Source organism: Bradyrhizobium pachyrhizi, assembly GCF_029714545.1.
Lineage (GTDB): Bacteria > Pseudomonadota > Alphaproteobacteria > Rhizobiales > Xanthobacteraceae > Bradyrhizobium > Bradyrhizobium pachyrhizi.
Genome location: NZ_CP121667.1, coordinates 7,636,803 through 7,653,836 on the forward strand (window position 1 = coordinate 7,636,803; position 17,034 = coordinate 7,653,836).

A 17,034-nucleotide genomic window follows, 5' to 3' on the forward strand; every position below is an offset into this window, starting at 1 on the left:
GGATTCAGCATGTGCCCTGTCGGGGGCTCTTCTGGGGTCGCATTTTTGTCAAAGAGGCCTATATTAGGGGTCGAAATGACATGTACGGCGCGCCGCCGATAATAGGCCGCCGTCCCCCCAAAATCCCTTTCGCAACGCCAACTGAAAAGAACACAAGAGGTCGTCGACCATGCGTCCCCTGCGTCCGTTCAACTATAACACATCCGCCGAACTGTTCCCCGCCGCGATCCGCAAGAAGAAGCGGGCGGGTTTCGCCTACCGCCGTTTCGGCACCGCTGCCGAGGCCGTGCAGTTCGCGATGGAGCAGCTGCCGGCGGACTCGCTGAACGGCGCCTATCTCCAGGTCGAGGAAGCCCGTTTCGACCAGAACGGCATCCGCTCGCTCTATGAGAGCGAGGCCTTCCCGCTGCCGCGTCGTCCGCGCCCGGCCGCCAGCCAGACCGACGCTGACGCCGCATAAGTTTTCTGCTCTTCGCTCAACGAAAAGCCCTCGGATCGATCCGGGGGCTTTTGTTTTGAGGGACATCTATTTGCGCATGATCTCCGCGCAAACGCCTTGCGTTTGTCGCGAGGGAAAACCGCTGCACACTTTTCGGATTATGCGCGGCGCGGCTGCTTGTCGAGCCAGCGCCGCAGCATCCGCACATTGCGGATATTGGCGCGGAACATGACGTCGAAGGCATCGCCCGCCACCGGCACCATGCCGATCACGCCGTCGACGGCGACGTTGGCGAGCATCCGCGCGGTGATGTGCCAGGGCGCGCCCAGCAAACGGGCCTCGCGCACCAGCCACAGCGAGATCGCGGTGGTGATGATATCGCCGACCACCGGGATCAGGCCGATCAGCCCGTCGATGCCGTAGCGCACATTGGTGCCCGGAACGATGAAGGCGACGTCGAGCAGCTTTGCGATCGTCTCCAGCCGCGCCAGCCGCTGCTCGCGGGTCAGATTGCCGAACGGATTGGCGGTGGTGTTGCGGAAATCGAACTGGAAGCCTTCCTGAAAGCCTTGCTGAAAGCCTTGGAACTGCGGATGCAGCGGGCCATCGGCGAGCTCGCGCCCATCCTGGTCGATGACCTTGCCGCGCGCCTGCGCGCCGCCAAAAGGCGGCCGCGATCGCGCGGCGTTGGGCGTGAAGATGTCGTCTTGGGGCATGGTCATCACATGGTAACGCAGGCAGGCGGTTCAAGTTGCGTCACATTACCACTGTGTCACCTTCAAGGCCTGTTACCTCGAGGCTCTGCCGTGTTCGTTTCAGTAGACGCCCTTGTTCATGGTTCTGAGCCGCTGCGCCAGCGTCCTCATGACCTTCAGGGCAAAATGCGGCGTCTGGCTCACGAGGAAGAGGAACTGCTTTTCCGAGACCGGGACGAGCTCGACATCCGTGAGCGCCGTGGCGGTCGCGCTCCTTGGCTCATTGTCGATCAACGCCATCTCGCCGAAGATCGTGTCAGGCGCCAGATCCGCCATGGTCTTGTTGCCGACCTGAATGCGCACATAGCCGCTCTTGATCACGAAGAGCTCGTTGGCCTGCTCCCCCTCGCGAAAAATAATGCCGCCGGCTCGGACCAGGCGCGTTTCGATACTGTTGCCCGTCAGAAGGCTGAAGCTTGCATCTGCCACTCGAAATTCCTTTCCCCGAATCCGAAACGCAGATCCCGTAAGTCCCGGTCGTCTGCAGCAACGGCTGAAATAAATACGCGCACACAGAATAGAGCAGGCCCGGGATCGGCATCGCCGCTGCCCCGAGCGGCCGCGGGTCGTGAGGACGAGCGCGGACATGACATTGGGACTACGTTTGCATGACGATGATGTGACAGTTGTGTGAAGGTCGCCGGACCTCCGGCGTCTCTCGCGCTGATACGATGACTGCAATGGGTGATGTATTCCGAGCCGTGCGTCGAGCGCGGCCCCTGTCCGATCGCGACGTGCTCATTTCGCCGTTGGGTCAGAAGTCGCCGATCGCGATTTCTGCTTTTCCCTTGGTACTGAGCACCTGCCCTAATGCTGCGAAGCCGGCTGCGCCGGCGCGTGCAGCTCTTCGGCATATTTGTGCGCCAGCCAGGACGTGATCACGCCCGGGATGAAGCCGACCATTCCGTACAGGATGAACTGCACCGAGCCGCTCTCGGAGCCGTGCGAGGCGTAGGTCAGCGCCGCGCCAACGAACGCCACCGCGCCGACGAGTAGCATCCGCACCACCGGCGCAATCCGCTTCACATGCATCAGGATGTCGTCGATCGCACCGAACATCAGCGACGGCACGATGCCGAACAGATAATTGTATTGCAGCGACTTCACGAACACGACGAGCAGCTTGGTCACCTCGCCGCCATTGGTCTCGGTCCAGTAGCCGGACTGATAGGTGGTCATGAGCAGCAGCAGGAAGCCGCCGATGAACGGCCCGATGGCTGCGAAGATCAGATAGCGTTTCATGGCGTGCCCTTGCCCGACGTCAACCAAGTGTACCGCGGTCGCGCGACGGTTCTAGGGAAAAATCGAAAGCCGCGGCGATGTTCCGGAGCTCTGCGCGTCGAATGCGCTGCAACCGCCGCCGATCTTGCTGCGATACGGAATCGCCCGGACGAAGCCGGGCGATGACATTGCTGGCGACCGGGGCGTGAGCTAAGGCCGCTACTCGCCCCACGCGGCGAATGCCTCGTTGAAGGCTCGCTCGCCGGGGGCGCCCTTTTCGATGGCGATGATGGCGCGGCGCTGGTTGGTGTAGACCAGCGGCACGTCGAACCAGGAGCGCTCCTTCAAGAGCTGCAGATTGCGCGAGCGGTCGGCGTCGACATTGGAGAGGCCGACCAGGAAGAAGCCGTCGGTGACCTTGACCGCGAGCCCGGCCAGCGGCGTGCCGCGCGCCTGCTCGTTCGACTTCATCAGGATGCCCGGCACGTTGCCGACGCCGCCATTGGCGAAGTCCTGCGGCAGGATGAAGGTCAATTCCGCGGTATGGCTCGCCGGCAACGATGAATCGGTGTTGCGGCGGAACGACATCGTCATCTTGAACTTGCGATCGGGGATGTCGATGTCGGCGCGCACGGCGATGTCGGGCTTCTGGTTGCCCGATCCCTTGACCTGCTCGGTGCGCCAGACCACCGAACCGACATACTGCTTGCCCTTCGGATCCGACGGATCCTCGTCATACAGCACCACGCGCTGCGCCACCGGGGCGACCGTCTCGCCCGACGAGGGCTGGCCGACGCGGTCGGTGATCTTCTTGCTCGCAGGCGTCGACGCGGCATCCTTCGGCGCCTCGACCGGGGTAGAGGATTTGAACAGGCTGCTGACAAGGGTCATGGCCTGCTGCCGGAACAGGATGCCGGTGCCAACCAGGATCAGCAGGATGCCGATCACGATCGCGGTCTTGAACGGGAACATCGACCCGACGCGCGGCGGCTTCTTCGGCTCGCGCTCGCCGTTGCCGGCCCGCGACCGCTGCGGCGGCGGGCCCTGCGGCGGCTGCGGGGTGTAGCGCTCGGCCTCCTCGATCGACTCGTCGTAGGAATACGGCGCCTCGGGATCGCCGCCGCGATTCTCAAGGCTCGGCTCGAGCCGGTCGAACTCCGGCGAGGGCGACGGCACGTTGGCGTAGGTCTTGCGCGCGTTGCGGCTGGCTTGCGCCGCGGCGCGGCCGAGATCGTCGGCATCGGCGGTGATGTCGCGGAAGCCGCGCACGCCCGGCGCGGCCGGCGGTACCGGCGGCGGCGCGCCTTCCGGACCGCGGCGGGGCGGGCCCGGCCGGGCCGGCGGCGCCTGGGTCTCGGGCGGGACCGGCGGGTTCTGCGGCCGCGGCGGGGCCGGCGGCGGCGTGTCGGGGCGCAGATTGCGCGGCGGACGGGGTTCGGCCGGGGGCCGCGGGCGCGCGGCAGTGTCGGCGGGACTGGCCTCGGGCGGCCTTGTATTTGCCTCCGGCGGTCTTGCATTGGCGCGGCTGCCGCGGGCAGCGGCAGCGCCACCCGGACGCGAGGCCTCGCGGGCGCGCTGAGCCGCCTCGGACTCGACCTTGCGAACCGCCTCTTCCAGCGACAGCCGTTCGCGGGTGATCTCGGACTCGGAGAGCGGCGGCTGCACGCCGCGGAGCTGCTGGATCAACGCCGTTCGCGCCCGCGCATACAGCGCACGGCGGGCTTCGCCGGGGGCGTTGGGGTCCAATCCGGCGATGGCGCGGGCGATCAGCGGGTAGTAGTCAGCCATTTCCACACAATTGGAGGGATATAGGTAATATCCCGTTAAGCCTCGAACGGATTCTGTACCAGAATAGTATCTTCACGCTCCGGGCTGGTGGACAGCAGGGCGATCGGACACCCCACCAATTCCTCGACCCGGCGAACGTACTTGATGGCCTGGGCCGGCAGGTCCGCCCAGGACCGCGCATTGGCCGTCGGCTGCTTCCAGCCCTCGATGATCTCATAGATCGGCTCGACGCGGGCCTGCGCGCCCTCGCCCGCCGGCAGATGGTCGATTTCCTTGCCGTCGAGCTTGTAGCCGATGCAGACCTTGATGCTGTCGAACCCGTCGAGAATATCGAGCTTGGTCAGCGCCAGCCCGGCAATTCCGCAGGTGCGGACAGTCTGTCGCACCAGCATGGCATCGAACCAGCCGACCCGGCGCTTGCGTCCAGTATTAACGCCGAATTCCTTGCCGCGGCGGCCGATTTCCTCGCCGATCTCGTCGTTCAGCTCGGTCGGGAACGGACCCTGGCCGACCCGGGTGGTGTAGGCCTTGCAGATGCCCAGCACATAGCCGACCGCGCCCGGGCCGAGGCCGGTGCCGGTCGCGGCCTGCGCCGCCACCGTGTTGGACGACGTCACATAGGGATAGGTGCCGTGGTCGACGTCGAGCAGCGCGCCCTGCGCGCCCTCGAACAGGATGCGCTTGCCCTCGCGGCGCTTGAGGTCCAGCAGCCGCCACACCGTCTCGGCATAGGGCAACAGCTTCGGCGCCATCGCCGACAGGTCGCTCAGGATGCTCTTGCCGTCGATCTCCGCGAGGTTGAGGCCGCGGCGCAGCGCATTGTGATGCGCCAGCAGGCGTTCGATCTTGTGCGGCAGGGTGTCGAGGTCGGCGAGGTCCATCAGGCGGATGGCGCGGCGGCCGACCTTGTCCTCATAGGCCGGGCCGATGCCGCGGCGGGTGGTGCCGATCGAGGTGATGGCGTTGGACGATTCGCGCAAGGCGTCGAGCTCGCGATGCAGCGGCAGGATCAGCGTGACGTTCTCGGCGATCCGCAGATTGTCCGGTCCGACCGCCACGCCCTGCCCCTTCAGCTTGGCGACTTCGTCGAGGAAGGCCTGCGGATCGAACACCACGCCATTGCCGATCACCGCGAGCTTGTTCGGGCGCAGCACGCCGGAGGGCAGGAGCGCCAGCTTGTAGGTCTCGCCATTGATCACGAGCGTATGGCCGGCATTGTGGCCGCCCTGGAAGCGCACGACGATGTCGGCCTGTTCCGACAGCCAGTCGACGATCTTGCCCTTCCCTTCGTCACCCCATTGGGCGCCGACGACGACAACATTGGCCATTGCGAAGATATTCCCTTCAGGTGTTTCAGACCATGATCGCGGCGAAAACGCGTCCGCCCACAGCGACCTGCATTGATATGCCCAGCCTAAATCGCGACGCCCGGCCGCGCGCACGCAAGGCGCCTACCGGATAAAGGAAGCGGCTCGGCTGCGCAAGCAAGAAGGGGCTCGTTTACGCCTTTTAGACGACCTACAACCCTTTGATATCCCCATTAAATTCCATGCTGCGCCCGGCCGCGCCGGGCTGGCGGGAATTTAATGTTACGGCAACGTGACGCCGGACGTGCTGTGGATTGATCGCAGCTCCTGTTACGGCGATCATTCACCTAGATTAACCGGCAGGGTCCATGCCCAATTCCACCCAAGCGACGATGGCGCTGCGCAAGCTCGGCATTGCCTTCAAGCTTCACACCTATGTCTACGATTCCAGCGCCGAGAGCATCGGGCTGCAGGCGGCCGAGGCGCTCGGCGTCGACCCGAATCGCATGCTCAAGACGCTGATGGCGGAGGTCGACGGCAAGCCGGTCTGCGCCGTGGTGCCGTCCGACTGCGAGGTCAGCATGAAGAAGCTTGCCGCCGCCCTCGGCGGCAAGTCGGCCAGGATGATGCGCCCGGCCGATGCCGAGCGGCTGACCGGCTATCATGTCGGCGGCATCAGCCCGTTCGGCCAGAAGAAGAAGGTGCCGACCGCGATCGACGAGACCGCCCTCACCCACGTCACGGTCTTCGTCAATGGCGGCCAGCGCGGCCTGCAGATCGAGATTGATCCGAACGACGCCGCGCTTGCCGCCGGCGCCACGATGAAGGCGCTGGTGGCGACGCAGGACTGAGCCTGCGCAAGACCGATCCTGCGCGAGACCGATCCGAAGACCGGTCGCCGCGATCAATGCGAGGATTTGTCCCTCATGAACTCGGCGCCGACGAAGTCGGACAGACCGGATAATTCCTCCGCCGTAATATCGTTGACGTTGAGCCGCAGCTGCATGATCGCGAGGTCGAGCAGATGCGCGGCAAAGCTTGCGCCGGCCGCCTTCACGATGCTGCGCTGCTCGATCAAGACAGCGATGACGTCGCGCAAACTGCGCACTTGCACTTGATCCATGGCCCTTTGCCCGGCGCTGGCCGTTGTTAGTTGAGTTGTCATTGGGATACCGATTGTAGTGTGCTGATGGACGCCGCACCCACGGGTGGGATGTACGGCAGATGCCCGGCTTCGTCGCCGAGAAGCGGGATGCGCCGGCGCATCTCGCGGACTTCGATCTCGATGGCCATCGGCGGCGGAATCAGCGTCACCGAGGCCTTCGGCCACGGCGCCGGATTCGGAGTGACGCCGGTGAAGCGATAGGCCGCGGCGATCTCGAGCGCGAGCAGTTGCAGCTCGAGCATCGCAACCCCCATCCCGGCGCAGGCGCGCGGACCGGCGCCGAACGGGATGTAGGCATCGGTGTTGTAGCGCCGCGTCATCAGGAAGCGGTCCGGATTCTCGAAATGCCGGGGGTCGCGCTGCAGCTGCCAGGGGCAGATCAACAGCGAGGTGCCGACCTTGAGATCGCGCCCGCCGATCGTCACCGGCTGCATCACCTCGCGCGAGAACCACCAGGCGCTGGGATAGAGCCGGCAGACCTCCTTGACCAGCGTCGCGCTCAGATTGGCGCGCTTCACCGCGTCGAGCCGCAGCTCGCCGTCGTCGCCGAGGCACTCCGCCGCCTCGTCGGCAATCTCGTCCATCAGGGCGGGATCGGCGGCCATCTGGTAGAACATCCACGCCGCAGTCGAACCTGTGGTGTGATGGCCGGCCAGCAGCAATGTCAGGATCTCGTCCTCGAGATCGCGATCGGTCAGGCCGAGCGCCTCGAGATCGCGCAGCGCGCTGCTCGAGCCGGCCTTGCGGCGCAGGCGTTGCACCACCGTGGACATGGCAAGCTTGGCGCAGACCCGGTTCTTGCGCCGCCGATACCAGGCCACCGGACCGAACGGCAACGCTCGGAACATCTCTTCCGCCAGATCGTCCTCGATCGCGCCCACCGCCTGAACCAGGGCTTCCTCGTCGCCGGACGACATCACCTGAGAGCCGAAGATCGCGACGCAGATCGTCCGCAGCGCCAGCATCGCGGTGACATGGTGCGGATCGAACGATCCGAGCCGCGCCAGGCTGGCGCCGACCGCGCGGATCTCGGCGCACATATGCGGCAGGAATTTCTCGACGCTGCCCTTGGCCATGTGCTTCTGCAGCACCGCTCGCCGCCGCTTGTGCTCCTCGCCGCTCAACATCAGCGAGCTGCGGCCGAGCACCGGCGTCAGCTTCTTGATCAGCTTGCCCTTTCCGATGTCGGTCTCCGGCGCCTTGAGGATCGGGCGGAGCAGATCCGGATCGTTCACCAGGAAGACCGGCGCAGGGCCGAGCTGCAACGGCACCAGCCCCAGCGCGGACTCGTTGCCGCGCGTCAGCAGCAGACGCAGCGGATCACGCTGGAATGCTCGAACGTCCGAGAACATGTGAAGCATCGTGGATCTCCAATTGCCGTCCAAGGTCGAGGAATTTGGTCAGGCCGGGATTGGCGGCGGGACCGAGCGGGATTTCTCCGGCGAGCGCCGTCAGCGGGCGGCCCATGCGATCATTGCCGATCACCTGCGGCGGGCCGTAGCGGCGGGTGCGGATGTCCATGCGGGTGAGAAAGCGCTCATAGGAGAGATCAGCCAGCGCCACGAGCGCCTTCGCTCCGCGCAGCTCGGCGAAGCGAAACATCAGCGCGTAGTTCACGCGTGCGGCCTGCGACCTCGCAACGTTCGGCAGCACGCCGAAACGGCTGATCTCCCAGGCGTCGCGGCTGGCCGGAAAGCGGCGCAGCGCAAGCTGCGGGAAGACCGACTTGGTGAGATAGGGATAATCGGTGCGGATCGCGCGGAAGCCGCCGACGAGCTCGACGCCGGAGAACAACAGGCAGTGCTCGGTATACCAGCAGTCGAACTGATCGCGTTCGACTTCCCCGACCGTGGTCAGGAGCCAGCCGCAATGATCGACGAACAGGCGCTTGCGCAGCCGCAACATCGCCCCGACATGCGCCGGATCGAGCTCTTCCCTGGTGATGAGGGCGTGGTAGCCGTCCAATGAATGAAGCATTTGTCCCTTCCTCCAAATGCGGGAACATCTGGAACAAAAGGGGTTAACTGTGGTACCCCCTAAAACCGGGGGTTTTCGTCAATGGGCCTGGTAGACGCGATTTCGACCATCGAGGCGTCGGATACCATCGACGAGCTCAGCTCGTCATTGCACCGCGTTGTCCAGAATTACGGCTTCTCGGGCTTTGCCTTTGTCGATGCCGGCCGGCCCGACCTTGATCTGCCCTATCATATCGGCACATTTCCCGACGCCTGGAAGCGGGCGTATGTGCAGAACGAGTTCGTTCATGCCGATCCGGCGCTGGCGCGGTCACGACGCACCAACACGCCGTTCAGCTGGAGCAGCCTGAAGCTGCCGGAGCGAAGCGGACGCAAGCGACCGCCCGAGGTCAAGACGATGGATGCCGCCCGGGAGTTCGGATTCAAGGACGGCTTCGTCGTTCCCTTCCACTATCGCGACCGGCTCGGCGCGGTGCATTCGAGCTCGACGGTGTTCTTCTGGGAAGACAAGCCGCGCGACTTCGACAAGCTGTTCGTCTGCCATCGCCATGAACTGCATCTGTTGATGATCTATTGGGTGCAGCGGGCGATGGACATCGTCAACCGCGACCAGCGCAACGCGCCGACCATCCTCAAGCCCGCGGACGCCGCCGAAACCATCAAGCTCACCGGGCGGGAAAAGGAAGTGATCGCCTGGGCGGCGCGCGGCAAGACCGTGGCCGACACCGCGCAGATCCTCGGCATTTCACCGGAGACGGTGGAAGGCTTCATCAAGCAGGCGCTGCGCAAGCTCGAGGCATCCAACAAGACCCATGGGGTGGCCAAGAGCATCGCGCTCGGAATCATCGATTTGTGAGCGGCGCCGCGCAGCCATGGCGGTGCTCCCGGGGCTGCCGCCATGCCGGCCGCATCGCCCTGCCAGGACCAAACACCGCGATACATGGCGCGGTCACACATCCGGGTTGGGCTCATGCTCCCAGTCGCCCCCTGATTGCATTCGCGCACGGTCTTGATAATAAGGGCCGGGGCCGGATGACGCTGACGCGAGCATCCCGGACCAGGGTGCGCACTCCGGTGCCCGTCCGGCACGACTGCCCGGCTGGCGTAGAGGCGCGGATCATCCTGCGCATTGCCCGGTACGGCAGGACCCGTTGTCCAGCCGCATGATCCGTAGAAGTCCCATCGCGACGAACCGCCGGTTCATTTGCTACCAACTTTCGTAGCGGAAATGCTGTCCACGGACCCAGCTGGAGATGGTCTGAACGCATCATGAGCACATCACAGGACGACCAGATCGACCAATTGGTGCAGGCGCGCTGGCGCGCAATCGGGCTGTCGCAGGCGGATCTCGCCGAGATCCTGTGCGCCGGCGCCTCCCGGCAAAAGAACAGCGTCGACGGCACGGTGAAGATCGATACCGGTCGCCTGGCGACGGTCGCGGAGATGCTCGGAATCGCCGCCGACATCCTCAACTGCCGGCCGGTCACGGCAGCGCCGACGCAAGCCGGCCAGACGGCGGAATCGCTTCAGTCCCTGCTCGAACTGCGCATGCTGCGGGTGTTTCGCGACGTGCAGGACCCCGACACCAAGCGGATCCTGATCGAGCTCGCCGAGCAGATCGTCAAGCGCCAGACCACGCCGCCGGAGACCGGCTAAAGCGCGATGAGATTAGGTTGAATCGTCATCGCGCCTTAGCTCTTTGTTTGAGCATGATCTTTTCGGAAAACCGCTTCGCACTTTTCCGGATCATGCTTTAGGACCAAGCGTTCGATTCCCTGCGCGACCGGCGCGGGGCTGGCCCGGCCAGGCGCCGTCAGGCCGCCTTGGTGAAGGGGCCTTCGCGCATGGTCGCGATGCGTCTATCCCCATTGATGGAATGACGAAATCCGTGTCTGTGATCCGAGCCGGGGAGAGCCATACCGGCCCGGCGGTGCCAGCCGGGCAGGCCGCGGCGTCGTGAACCCGGGCCCTCTTTATGTCTGCCTCCGATTCCACCACATCAACGCCTGCGGCCGGCTCCTGGATCGCCAACCAGCCCTATCTGCTGCTCTGCATCACCGCGACATGCTGGGCCGGCAATGCGATCGTCGGCCGCCTCGCCGCCGGCCACATTCCGCCGGTGACGCTGTCGTTCCTGCGCTGGTCGGCGGCATTCCTGATCATCCTGCCGTTTGCCTGGAAGCACCTCGTTCGCGACTGGCCGGTGATCCGCAACAATCTCGGCATCATGGTGCTGATGTCGATCACCGGCATCAGCGCCTTCAACACGCTGCAATACTGGGCGCTGGAGCACACCCAGGCGCTCAACACGTTGCTGCTGCAATCCGCGGCACCGCTGGTGGTCGCGTTGTGGTCGCTGATCCTGCTCGGCGCACGGCTGACGCTGGCGCAATTGTTCGGCGTGCTGCTGTCGCTCGCCGGCGTGCTGGTGATCCTGCTGCACGGCGATCTCACGACGCTGTCGAAGATCGAGTTCAACAAGGGCGATCTGATCTTCATCATCGCATTGGTGATCTTCGCGCTGTATTCGGTGCTGACCCTGAAGCGGCCCAACATCCACGGCCTGTCGGTCGCCGCCTTCACCTTCGGCTGCGGCGCGCTGGTCCTGATCCCGCTCTACATCTGGGAACTCGGCGCGCGTCCGGTGATGCAGCTCACGATCAACAATCTGCTGTCGCTGTTCTATGTCGCGGTGTTCCCCTCGACACTGGCCTATCTGTGCTTCAACCGCGGTGTGCAGCTGATCGGCGCCAACCGGGCCGCGCCGTTCTTCCACATGGTTCCGGTGTTCGGCACCATCATGTCGATCGTGTTCATCGGCGAGCATCCGCAGGCCTTCCATTTCATCGGCTTCGCGCTGGTGCTGGCCGGCGTGTTCGCGGCGTCGCGGCGGCAGTCGGCGGCGTGACTGTCGGAAGAGCACGTCTCCATCCTTCCCTCTCCCCGTTCTTACGGAGAGGGTCAGGGTGAGGGGCTCGCTCCGCAAAGACGGAGCGAGATGAATTCGCGGAAACTCCCCCTCACCCGGATCGCATCTTCGATGCGATCCGACCTCTCCCCGCAAGCGGGGCGAGGTGGAAGAAGGGGATGCGGTGACTATCGGCGGCAAATCCGCTATCTCTTGAGGTCTGCTTCGCAGACGGGTTTTACGCATGGCGCGCGCCAGCAATCTCTTGATCGGCACCCTGACGCTGGCCCTGGTCGCCGGCTCGCTCGGCGGCTGGCTGGGCTATCAGCGCTATGCCGGCATCAAGCGGATGGTGCCGTTCCGCGTCATCTTCGAGGGCTCGGCCTCGGGCCTGCGCCGCGGCGGCAGCGTCAACTTCGCCGGCGTGCGGATCGGCGAGGTGGTCTCGATCAGGCTCGACCGGCACCGCGTGGTGGCGATGACGCGGATCGAAGGCAACGCCCCGATCAAGAAGGACACCCAGGCCGGCCTCGAATTCCAGGGCCTGACCGGTATCGCCTCGATCTCCTTCACCGGCGGCACCGACGATGCGCCGCCGCCGACGCTCGGCGCCGACGGCATTCCCGAGCTGACGGCCGACGCCGAAGGCACGATGGGGATCCAGGAGAAGCTGCGGGTCGCGCTGCGCAATGTCGACCGCGTCATCAGCGAGAACGAGGCCGACATCAAGGACTCGCTGCTCGGGCTCGAGAACTTCACCAATTCGCTGTCCGGCAATGGCGAGCTGATCGCCGGCTTCATCGACGCCGCCGACGACGGCATCAGCGCGGTCGACGCCAAGATGAACTCGGCCGACAAGTTCCTGAAAAGCTTCGGCAGCGACAAATATGGCGGCGAATTGCTGCCGACCGTGATTTCGCTGCGCGAGCTGATCCAGAGCTTCGACAAGAAATCCAACGCCATGATCGCCGAGACCCGCAGGACGCTCAGCGACGTCAGCCAGTCCGTCAACAAGTTCAACGAGAAATTTGTCCGGCCCGCCGGCAGGCGCTAGTCTGGCCTTCCGACCAAGAACCAAGAACAACGGAAACGCTCAACGTGCACGACCGGACCGCAGCCCCCTCTCCGCCTCCCGCAACCGTCAACCGCGCAGCACCCGCCGTACCGCGGCATCTGCGGCGCTATCTCACGCTCGACGATTTCGAGCCGCAGGCGCGGCGACTGCTGCCGAAATTCCTCTACGGCTACATCTCCGGCGGCGCCGAGACCGACGCGGCGCGCAGCGACAATCGCCGGGCGTTCGAGGAATACGGCTTCGTGCCGCGGGTGCTGCAGGACGTCTCGGGCCGCGACCAGACCACGACGCTGTTCGGCAAGAGCTACGCCTCGCCGTTCGGCATTCCGCCGATGGGCTCGTCCGCGCTGTGCGCCTATCGCGGCGACATCGTGCTGACGCGCGCCGCGGTCGCCGCCAACATCCCGATGATCCTGTCGGCCTCCTCGCTGATCACGCTGGAGGACGTTCGCGCCGCCAATCCTTCGGCCTGGTACCAGGCCTATCTCGCCGGCCTTCCCGAGCGGATCGAGCCGCTGGTCGACCGCGTCGCCGCCGCCGGCTACGACACCTTCGTCGTCACCGCCGACGTGCCGGTGCCGCCCAACCGCGAGAACAATATCCGCAACGGCTTCCAGGTGCCGCTCGAGATCACGCCGCGGGTGTTCTGGGACACCATCACCCATCCCGACTGGCTGCTCAACACCTGGGCGCGCACCGTGTTCAATCACGGCATGCCGCATTTCGAGAACATGGACGCCAAGCAGGGCCCGCCGGTGCTGTCCAAGAACCTGATGCGCAACATCGGCAGCCGCGACCAGCTGGCCTGGAAGCATGTCGAGCTGATCCGCAAGCGCTGGCGCGGCAAGCTCGTGGTCAAGGGACTGATCGCGCCGGAAGACGCCCGGCTGGCGCGCGAGCATGGCTGCGACGGCGTCATGGTCTCCAACCATGGCGGCCGCCAGCTCGACTACACCGTCTCCGGCTTGCGCACGCTGCCGGAGATCGCGGCGCAGAAGGGCAACATGACCGTGATGGTCGATGGCGGCATCCGCCGCGGCACCGACGTGATCAAGGCGCTGGCGCTCGGTGCGGACTTCGTCTGGGTCGGCCGGCCGTTCCTCTATGCCGCCGTGGTCGCCGGCGAGGCCGGCGTGGCGCGCGCGATCTCGCTGCTGCATGCCGAGATCGACCGCGATCTCGCGCTGCTCGGCATCCGCAGCCTGAAGGAGATCACCCCGGACCTGGTGCGGAAGTTCTAAAGCATGATCCGGAAAAGTGCGAAGCGGTTTTCCGAAAAGATCATGCTCAAACAAAGAGCTAAGGCGCGATGACGATTCAACCTAATCTCATCGCGCTTTAGAACGTTTTCGAGCGAAGCGGATACCGGTTCGCGTGAAGAAAACGCGTCACAACAAGAATCTAGAGCCCCGTTCCGATTCTAGCGGAACGGGAAAGGCTCCAGGCTCACGCATAGCGCGCCGCGCCCATGCACAGCGCGGTGACCGCGAGCAGCCCGGCGGCGATGCGCTGGGCGACCGCCAGCCGCGAGCGCGCGGCTGAGGTATCGCCCGCGCTGCTGCGCAACTGCCGGACCGCGCCGCCGCCGTCGATAATCTGCACTGCGACCGCGGCCAATGCTGCGATCGCGCCACCGGCCAAGATCTGCTCCGGCAGGGCGAACGAGCCTTCATGGACCAGGCGCCAGAGCGTGGCGCCGGTCACGATCGCGACCGTCGCGGCGCCGATTTGCGGAAACAGCAGCTTTTCGCCGCCGAGGCCGCCGGTGCGCGCCAGGGTGAAGCTCGAGCCGGCCCAAAACACCGATGACAGGACGTGAAGGGACAGCGCTATGATGAGGGCGGTCTGCATGATGTCGCTCCGGATGGGCATTGGAAATTAGATATACATCATGTATAGTCAATCTGACGAAAGCAAGGCAAACCGATGCCGCCGCGCAGCTATGTGAGCCCGGCGCGCAGCGCCGCCGCCGCCGAAACCCGCGAGCGCGTGATCGAGGCCGCCTCGCGCACATTGCGCGACGAGAGCATCGCGCGCTTCTCGCTGGATACGGTGGCGAAAGTGGCCGGCGTGACCCGGCTGACCGTCTACAACCAGTTCGGCTCGCGGCGCGGGCTGCTCGAGGCGGTGTTCGACGAGATCGCGCGCCATGGCGGGCTGCACCAGCTCGCCGACGCCATGACGATGACCGATCCGCGCGCCGCGCTCGACCGGATGGTCGAGATCTTCTGCGGATTCTGGAGCCGGGATTCCGCAGTCGGCCGGCTGCACGACGCGATGGCGACCGATCCCGAATTCGCCGAGGCCGTGCGCGAGCGCAACGAGCGCCGCCGCCGCGGCGTCACCGGATTGATCGACCGCATCGCGGGCAAGAGCGCATCATTGCAGGCCCGCCAGGACGCGGTCGACCTGATCTTCGCGCTGACAAGCTATCCGACCTTCGCGTCGCTGAGCGCGGGGCGGTCGAAGGATGAGGTCTGCCGGCTGGTGCAAGCAGCCTGCCACGCAGCACTTGCGCCGCTTTTGGGCCCGTCATCCCGAGGCGCTGGCGAAGCGAGCCTCGAAGGATGAATCGGCCCCGGTCGGGCCGTCGACCCTTCGAGACGCGCGCTCCTCAGAGAATGTGAATATATGGCGGAGGAGCGGCGCCAAATATTCAATGTCGTCCCTGCGAAAGCCGGGACCCATAACCACCGAAGGCCATTGTTGCGCAGGGCTGGGGCCACAGCCTTCCTCAACAATTAAACCCTGTGGTTATGGGTCCCTGCTTTCGCAGGGACGACGTCGGACATGTTGTCCCGCCTTCAGTCCCCTCATCCTTCGAGGCTCGCTCCGCTCGCACTTCAGGGTGACGGTGATAGATCTGAGCATGCCGCCAGGCACGGCGCGCGCTACTCCCTCACCCCACCTTGAACTTGCTGTAGGCCTCGCGCGTCGCGATGATGACGTGCTCCTCGCAGCCGTTGCGGCGATGCGGGTCGCAGCGGTCTTCGTAGTCGGCCGAGGTCATCATGTCGATGAAGGCGGCGACGCTCGGGTAGTAGACCAGCGCGAGATAATCCCAGCGCTGACCGGCCGGCTCGCCCAGCGCGACAGTCTCGGCGCTGCCGGTCCACAGCAGCGTGCCGCCGCGCGCCTTGATCATCGGGACGGTAAGCGCGCTGTAGCGCAAATAGGCATCCCAGCCCGAGCCGTCGCCGTCGAGCGAGCGCGCGCGAAACCGCATCAGATTGACCATCACGACCGGCGCCTCGCGGTCCAGCTCGTTCAAGCCTTTGACGTTCAAGAGATCGACACCCATCACCCGCTCCCGCCCAAGGCACCTCGGTCCGGCCGCAACGATTATGTCACATCGCGGGACTAGCCTGAAATACCGCCGGGCCGTAAACTCAGGCCAGCTCTCGGAGGTCAAAGCCGTGATGACCCTTCCAGAACTAGCGGCCGACGCGCTCGGCAAATTCCTCGGCGAGTACATGCAGCGCCGGTTCGGCTCTTCGCAGACCCAGCTGGTCGAAATGGTGCCCTCGATCGCGCGGATCGCGCTCGAATGCATCGGCAACAGCGACGCGCTCTATCACAATGTCGAGCACACCATGCTGGTGACGCTGGCCGGCCACGACATCCTGCGCGGCCGTGCGCTGCACTCGCATATGAGCGCCGAGGATTATGCCCATGTCATCATCGCCTGCCTCACCCATGACATCGGCTATGTGCGCGGGCTGTTCGAGGCCGACGGCCAGGACGGCTATCTGGTCGATGCCGACGACCGCAAGATCATCCTGCCGCGCGGCTCGTCGGATGCGGCGCTGATGTCCTACCACGTCGACCGCTCCAAGATCTTCGTGATGGAGCGGCTCAAGGGCGTCACCCTGCTCGACAAGGAGCGCATTGTGCGTGCCATCGAAGGCACCCGCTTTCCGCTGAGCGACCCTGATGACGACGAGGATTTCGGCGAAGAGGCCACCCTGCTGCGGGCCGCCGATCTGATCGGCCAGCTCGGCGATCCCCACTACATCCGCAAGGCCAACGCGCTGTACATCGAATTCGAGGAGGCCGGACTGAACCGCCAGCTCGGCTACGATTCGCCGGCCGATCTCGTCGACCGCTATCCGCGATTCTACTGGGACAGTGTCGCCCCGCATGTGCAGAAGGCGATCCGCTACCTCAACATCACCTCCAGCGGACGGCAATGGATCGCCAATCTCTACAGCAACGTGTTCCGCGCCGAGCGCGACATCTCGCTGTCGGGGCCGCAGAAATAGGCGGTGACGGCTCAAGCCACACGCAAGGAACTACCCCCGTCACCCCCGCGCAAAGGCTTCGCCTTTGCGCGGGGGTGACGGGGATAATTCTTGCGCCTGGGAAGGATGACATCTCGGACGGTGTGTCTGCTGCCACAG

At 65.1% G+C, this 17,034-nt stretch carries 19 protein-coding genes; 9 read left to right on the forward strand and 10 right to left on the reverse strand.

The window, feature by feature from the left end; all coding sequences use genetic code 11:
- The first annotated feature begins 169 nt into the window (after positions 1-169).
- The gene (locus QA639_RS36065) at positions 170-460 is read left to right on the forward strand and encodes a hypothetical protein (protein WP_016844322.1); all 291 of its coding nucleotides are present in this window, start codon (positions 170-172) and stop codon (positions 458-460) included.
- 137 nt (positions 461-597) lie between these two features.
- On the opposite strand, the gene QA639_RS36070 is transcribed toward QA639_RS36065, so the two are convergent.
- The 5 genes from QA639_RS36070 to QA639_RS36090 all read right to left on the reverse strand — a co-directional run bounded on the left by QA639_RS36070 (position 598) and on the right by QA639_RS36090 (position 5,531).
- Positions 598-1,161 carry a DUF4112 domain-containing protein gene (locus QA639_RS36070; protein WP_050387548.1) on the reverse strand — a complete coding sequence of 188 codons (564 nt, stop codon included), beginning with the start codon at positions 1,159-1,161 and terminating at the stop codon, positions 598-600.
- A gap of 93 nt (positions 1,162-1,254) precedes the next feature.
- A complete protein-coding gene (locus tag QA639_RS36075; RefSeq protein ID WP_024582951.1) occupies positions 1,255-1,623 on the reverse strand; it encodes a Crp/Fnr family transcriptional regulator in 369 nt (122 codons plus the stop codon).
- 378 nt (positions 1,624-2,001) lie between these two features.
- Complete coding sequence (locus QA639_RS36080) at positions 2,002-2,436, reverse strand: DUF5413 family protein (protein WP_283088553.1); 435 nt, start codon at positions 2,434-2,436, stop codon at positions 2,002-2,004.
- A 198-nt stretch (positions 2,437-2,634) separates the two neighbouring features.
- On the reverse strand, positions 2,635-4,203 hold the full coding sequence (locus tag QA639_RS36085; RefSeq protein WP_283088554.1) for a hypothetical protein: 1,569 nt from the start codon (positions 4,201-4,203) through the stop codon (positions 2,635-2,637).
- 35 nt (positions 4,204-4,238) lie between these two features.
- The gene (locus tag QA639_RS36090; protein WP_028333474.1) at positions 4,239-5,531 is read right to left on the reverse strand and encodes an adenylosuccinate synthase; all 1,293 of its coding nucleotides are present in this window, start codon (positions 5,529-5,531) and stop codon (positions 4,239-4,241) included.
- A gap of 347 nt (positions 5,532-5,878) precedes the next feature.
- On the opposite strand from QA639_RS36090, the gene ybaK reads away from it, so the two are divergent.
- Positions 5,879-6,361 carry a Cys-tRNA(Pro) deacylase gene (gene ybaK / locus QA639_RS36095; RefSeq protein WP_028333475.1) on the forward strand — a complete coding sequence of 161 codons (483 nt, stop codon included), beginning with the start codon at positions 5,879-5,881 and terminating at the stop codon, positions 6,359-6,361.
- Between the two features lie 53 nt (positions 6,362-6,414).
- Here the strand turns inward: ybaK and QA639_RS36100 are convergent, their stop codons facing one another.
- Genes QA639_RS36100 through QA639_RS36110 form a run of 3 tightly spaced genes read right to left on the reverse strand, consistent with a single transcriptional unit; the run spans position 6,415 to position 8,652 of the window.
- Entirely contained in the window at positions 6,415-6,633 is a 219-nt protein-coding gene (locus tag QA639_RS36100) for a hypothetical protein (protein WP_028333476.1), read from the reverse strand.
- 38 nt (positions 6,634-6,671) lie between these two features.
- Positions 6,672-8,036 carry a cytochrome P450 gene (locus QA639_RS36105; RefSeq protein ID WP_283088555.1) on the reverse strand — a complete coding sequence of 455 codons (1,365 nt, stop codon included), beginning with the start codon at positions 8,034-8,036 and terminating at the stop codon, positions 6,672-6,674.
- Complete coding sequence (locus tag QA639_RS36110) at positions 7,996-8,652, reverse strand: acyl-homoserine-lactone synthase (RefSeq protein WP_051376087.1); 657 nt, start codon at positions 8,650-8,652, stop codon at positions 7,996-7,998. Before QA639_RS36110 ends, QA639_RS36105 begins: the two co-directional genes overlap by 41 nt.
- An 81-nt stretch (positions 8,653-8,733) precedes the next feature.
- Between QA639_RS36110 and QA639_RS36115 the strand changes: the two genes are divergently transcribed.
- The 5 genes from QA639_RS36115 (at position 8,734) to QA639_RS36135 (ending at position 13,875) form a co-directional block, all read left to right on the forward strand.
- The gene (locus QA639_RS36115; protein ID WP_028333478.1) at positions 8,734-9,507 is read left to right on the forward strand and encodes a helix-turn-helix transcriptional regulator; all 774 of its coding nucleotides are present in this window, start codon (positions 8,734-8,736) and stop codon (positions 9,505-9,507) included.
- Positions 9,508-9,920: 413 nt separating this feature from the next.
- Positions 9,921-10,307, forward strand: a complete 387-nt coding sequence (locus QA639_RS36120) for a hypothetical protein (protein WP_283088556.1) — start codon at positions 9,921-9,923, stop codon at positions 10,305-10,307.
- A 319-nt stretch (positions 10,308-10,626) separates the two neighbouring features.
- Positions 10,627-11,559: a DMT family transporter gene (locus tag QA639_RS36125; protein WP_028333480.1), complete on the forward strand. Its 933-nt coding sequence runs from the start codon at positions 10,627-10,629 to the stop codon at positions 11,557-11,559.
- Positions 11,560-11,803: 244 nt separating this feature from the next.
- Complete coding sequence (locus tag QA639_RS36130) at positions 11,804-12,613, forward strand: MlaD family protein (protein WP_028333481.1); 810 nt, start codon at positions 11,804-11,806, stop codon at positions 12,611-12,613.
- 44 nt (positions 12,614-12,657) lie between these two features.
- Positions 12,658-13,875, forward strand: a complete 1,218-nt coding sequence (locus tag QA639_RS36135) for an alpha-hydroxy acid oxidase (protein WP_346283713.1) — start codon at positions 12,658-12,660, stop codon at positions 13,873-13,875.
- A gap of 205 nt (positions 13,876-14,080) precedes the next feature.
- Here QA639_RS36135 and QA639_RS36140 read toward each other — a convergent pair whose 3' ends face one another.
- Positions 14,081-14,485 (reverse strand): hypothetical protein, encoded by a 405-nt coding sequence (locus QA639_RS36140; RefSeq protein WP_283088557.1) that lies wholly within the window; start codon positions 14,483-14,485, stop codon positions 14,081-14,083.
- Positions 14,486-14,560: 75 nt separating this feature from the next.
- Here QA639_RS36140 and QA639_RS36145 point away from each other — a divergent pair, with 75 nt between their 5' ends.
- Positions 14,561-15,205 (forward strand): TetR/AcrR family transcriptional regulator, encoded by a 645-nt coding sequence (locus QA639_RS36145; protein WP_028333484.1) that lies wholly within the window; start codon positions 14,561-14,563, stop codon positions 15,203-15,205.
- 328 nt (positions 15,206-15,533) lie between these two features.
- Here the strand turns inward: QA639_RS36145 and QA639_RS36150 are convergent, their stop codons facing one another.
- Complete coding sequence (locus QA639_RS36150; RefSeq protein WP_028333485.1) at positions 15,534-15,935, reverse strand: DUF1330 domain-containing protein; 402 nt, start codon at positions 15,933-15,935, stop codon at positions 15,534-15,536.
- Between the two features lie 115 nt (positions 15,936-16,050).
- Here QA639_RS36150 and QA639_RS36155 point away from each other — a divergent pair, with 115 nt between their 5' ends.
- Entirely contained in the window at positions 16,051-16,896 is an 846-nt protein-coding gene (locus tag QA639_RS36155) for a hypothetical protein (RefSeq protein ID WP_028333486.1), read from the forward strand.
- Positions 16,897-17,034 lie beyond the last annotated feature (138 nt).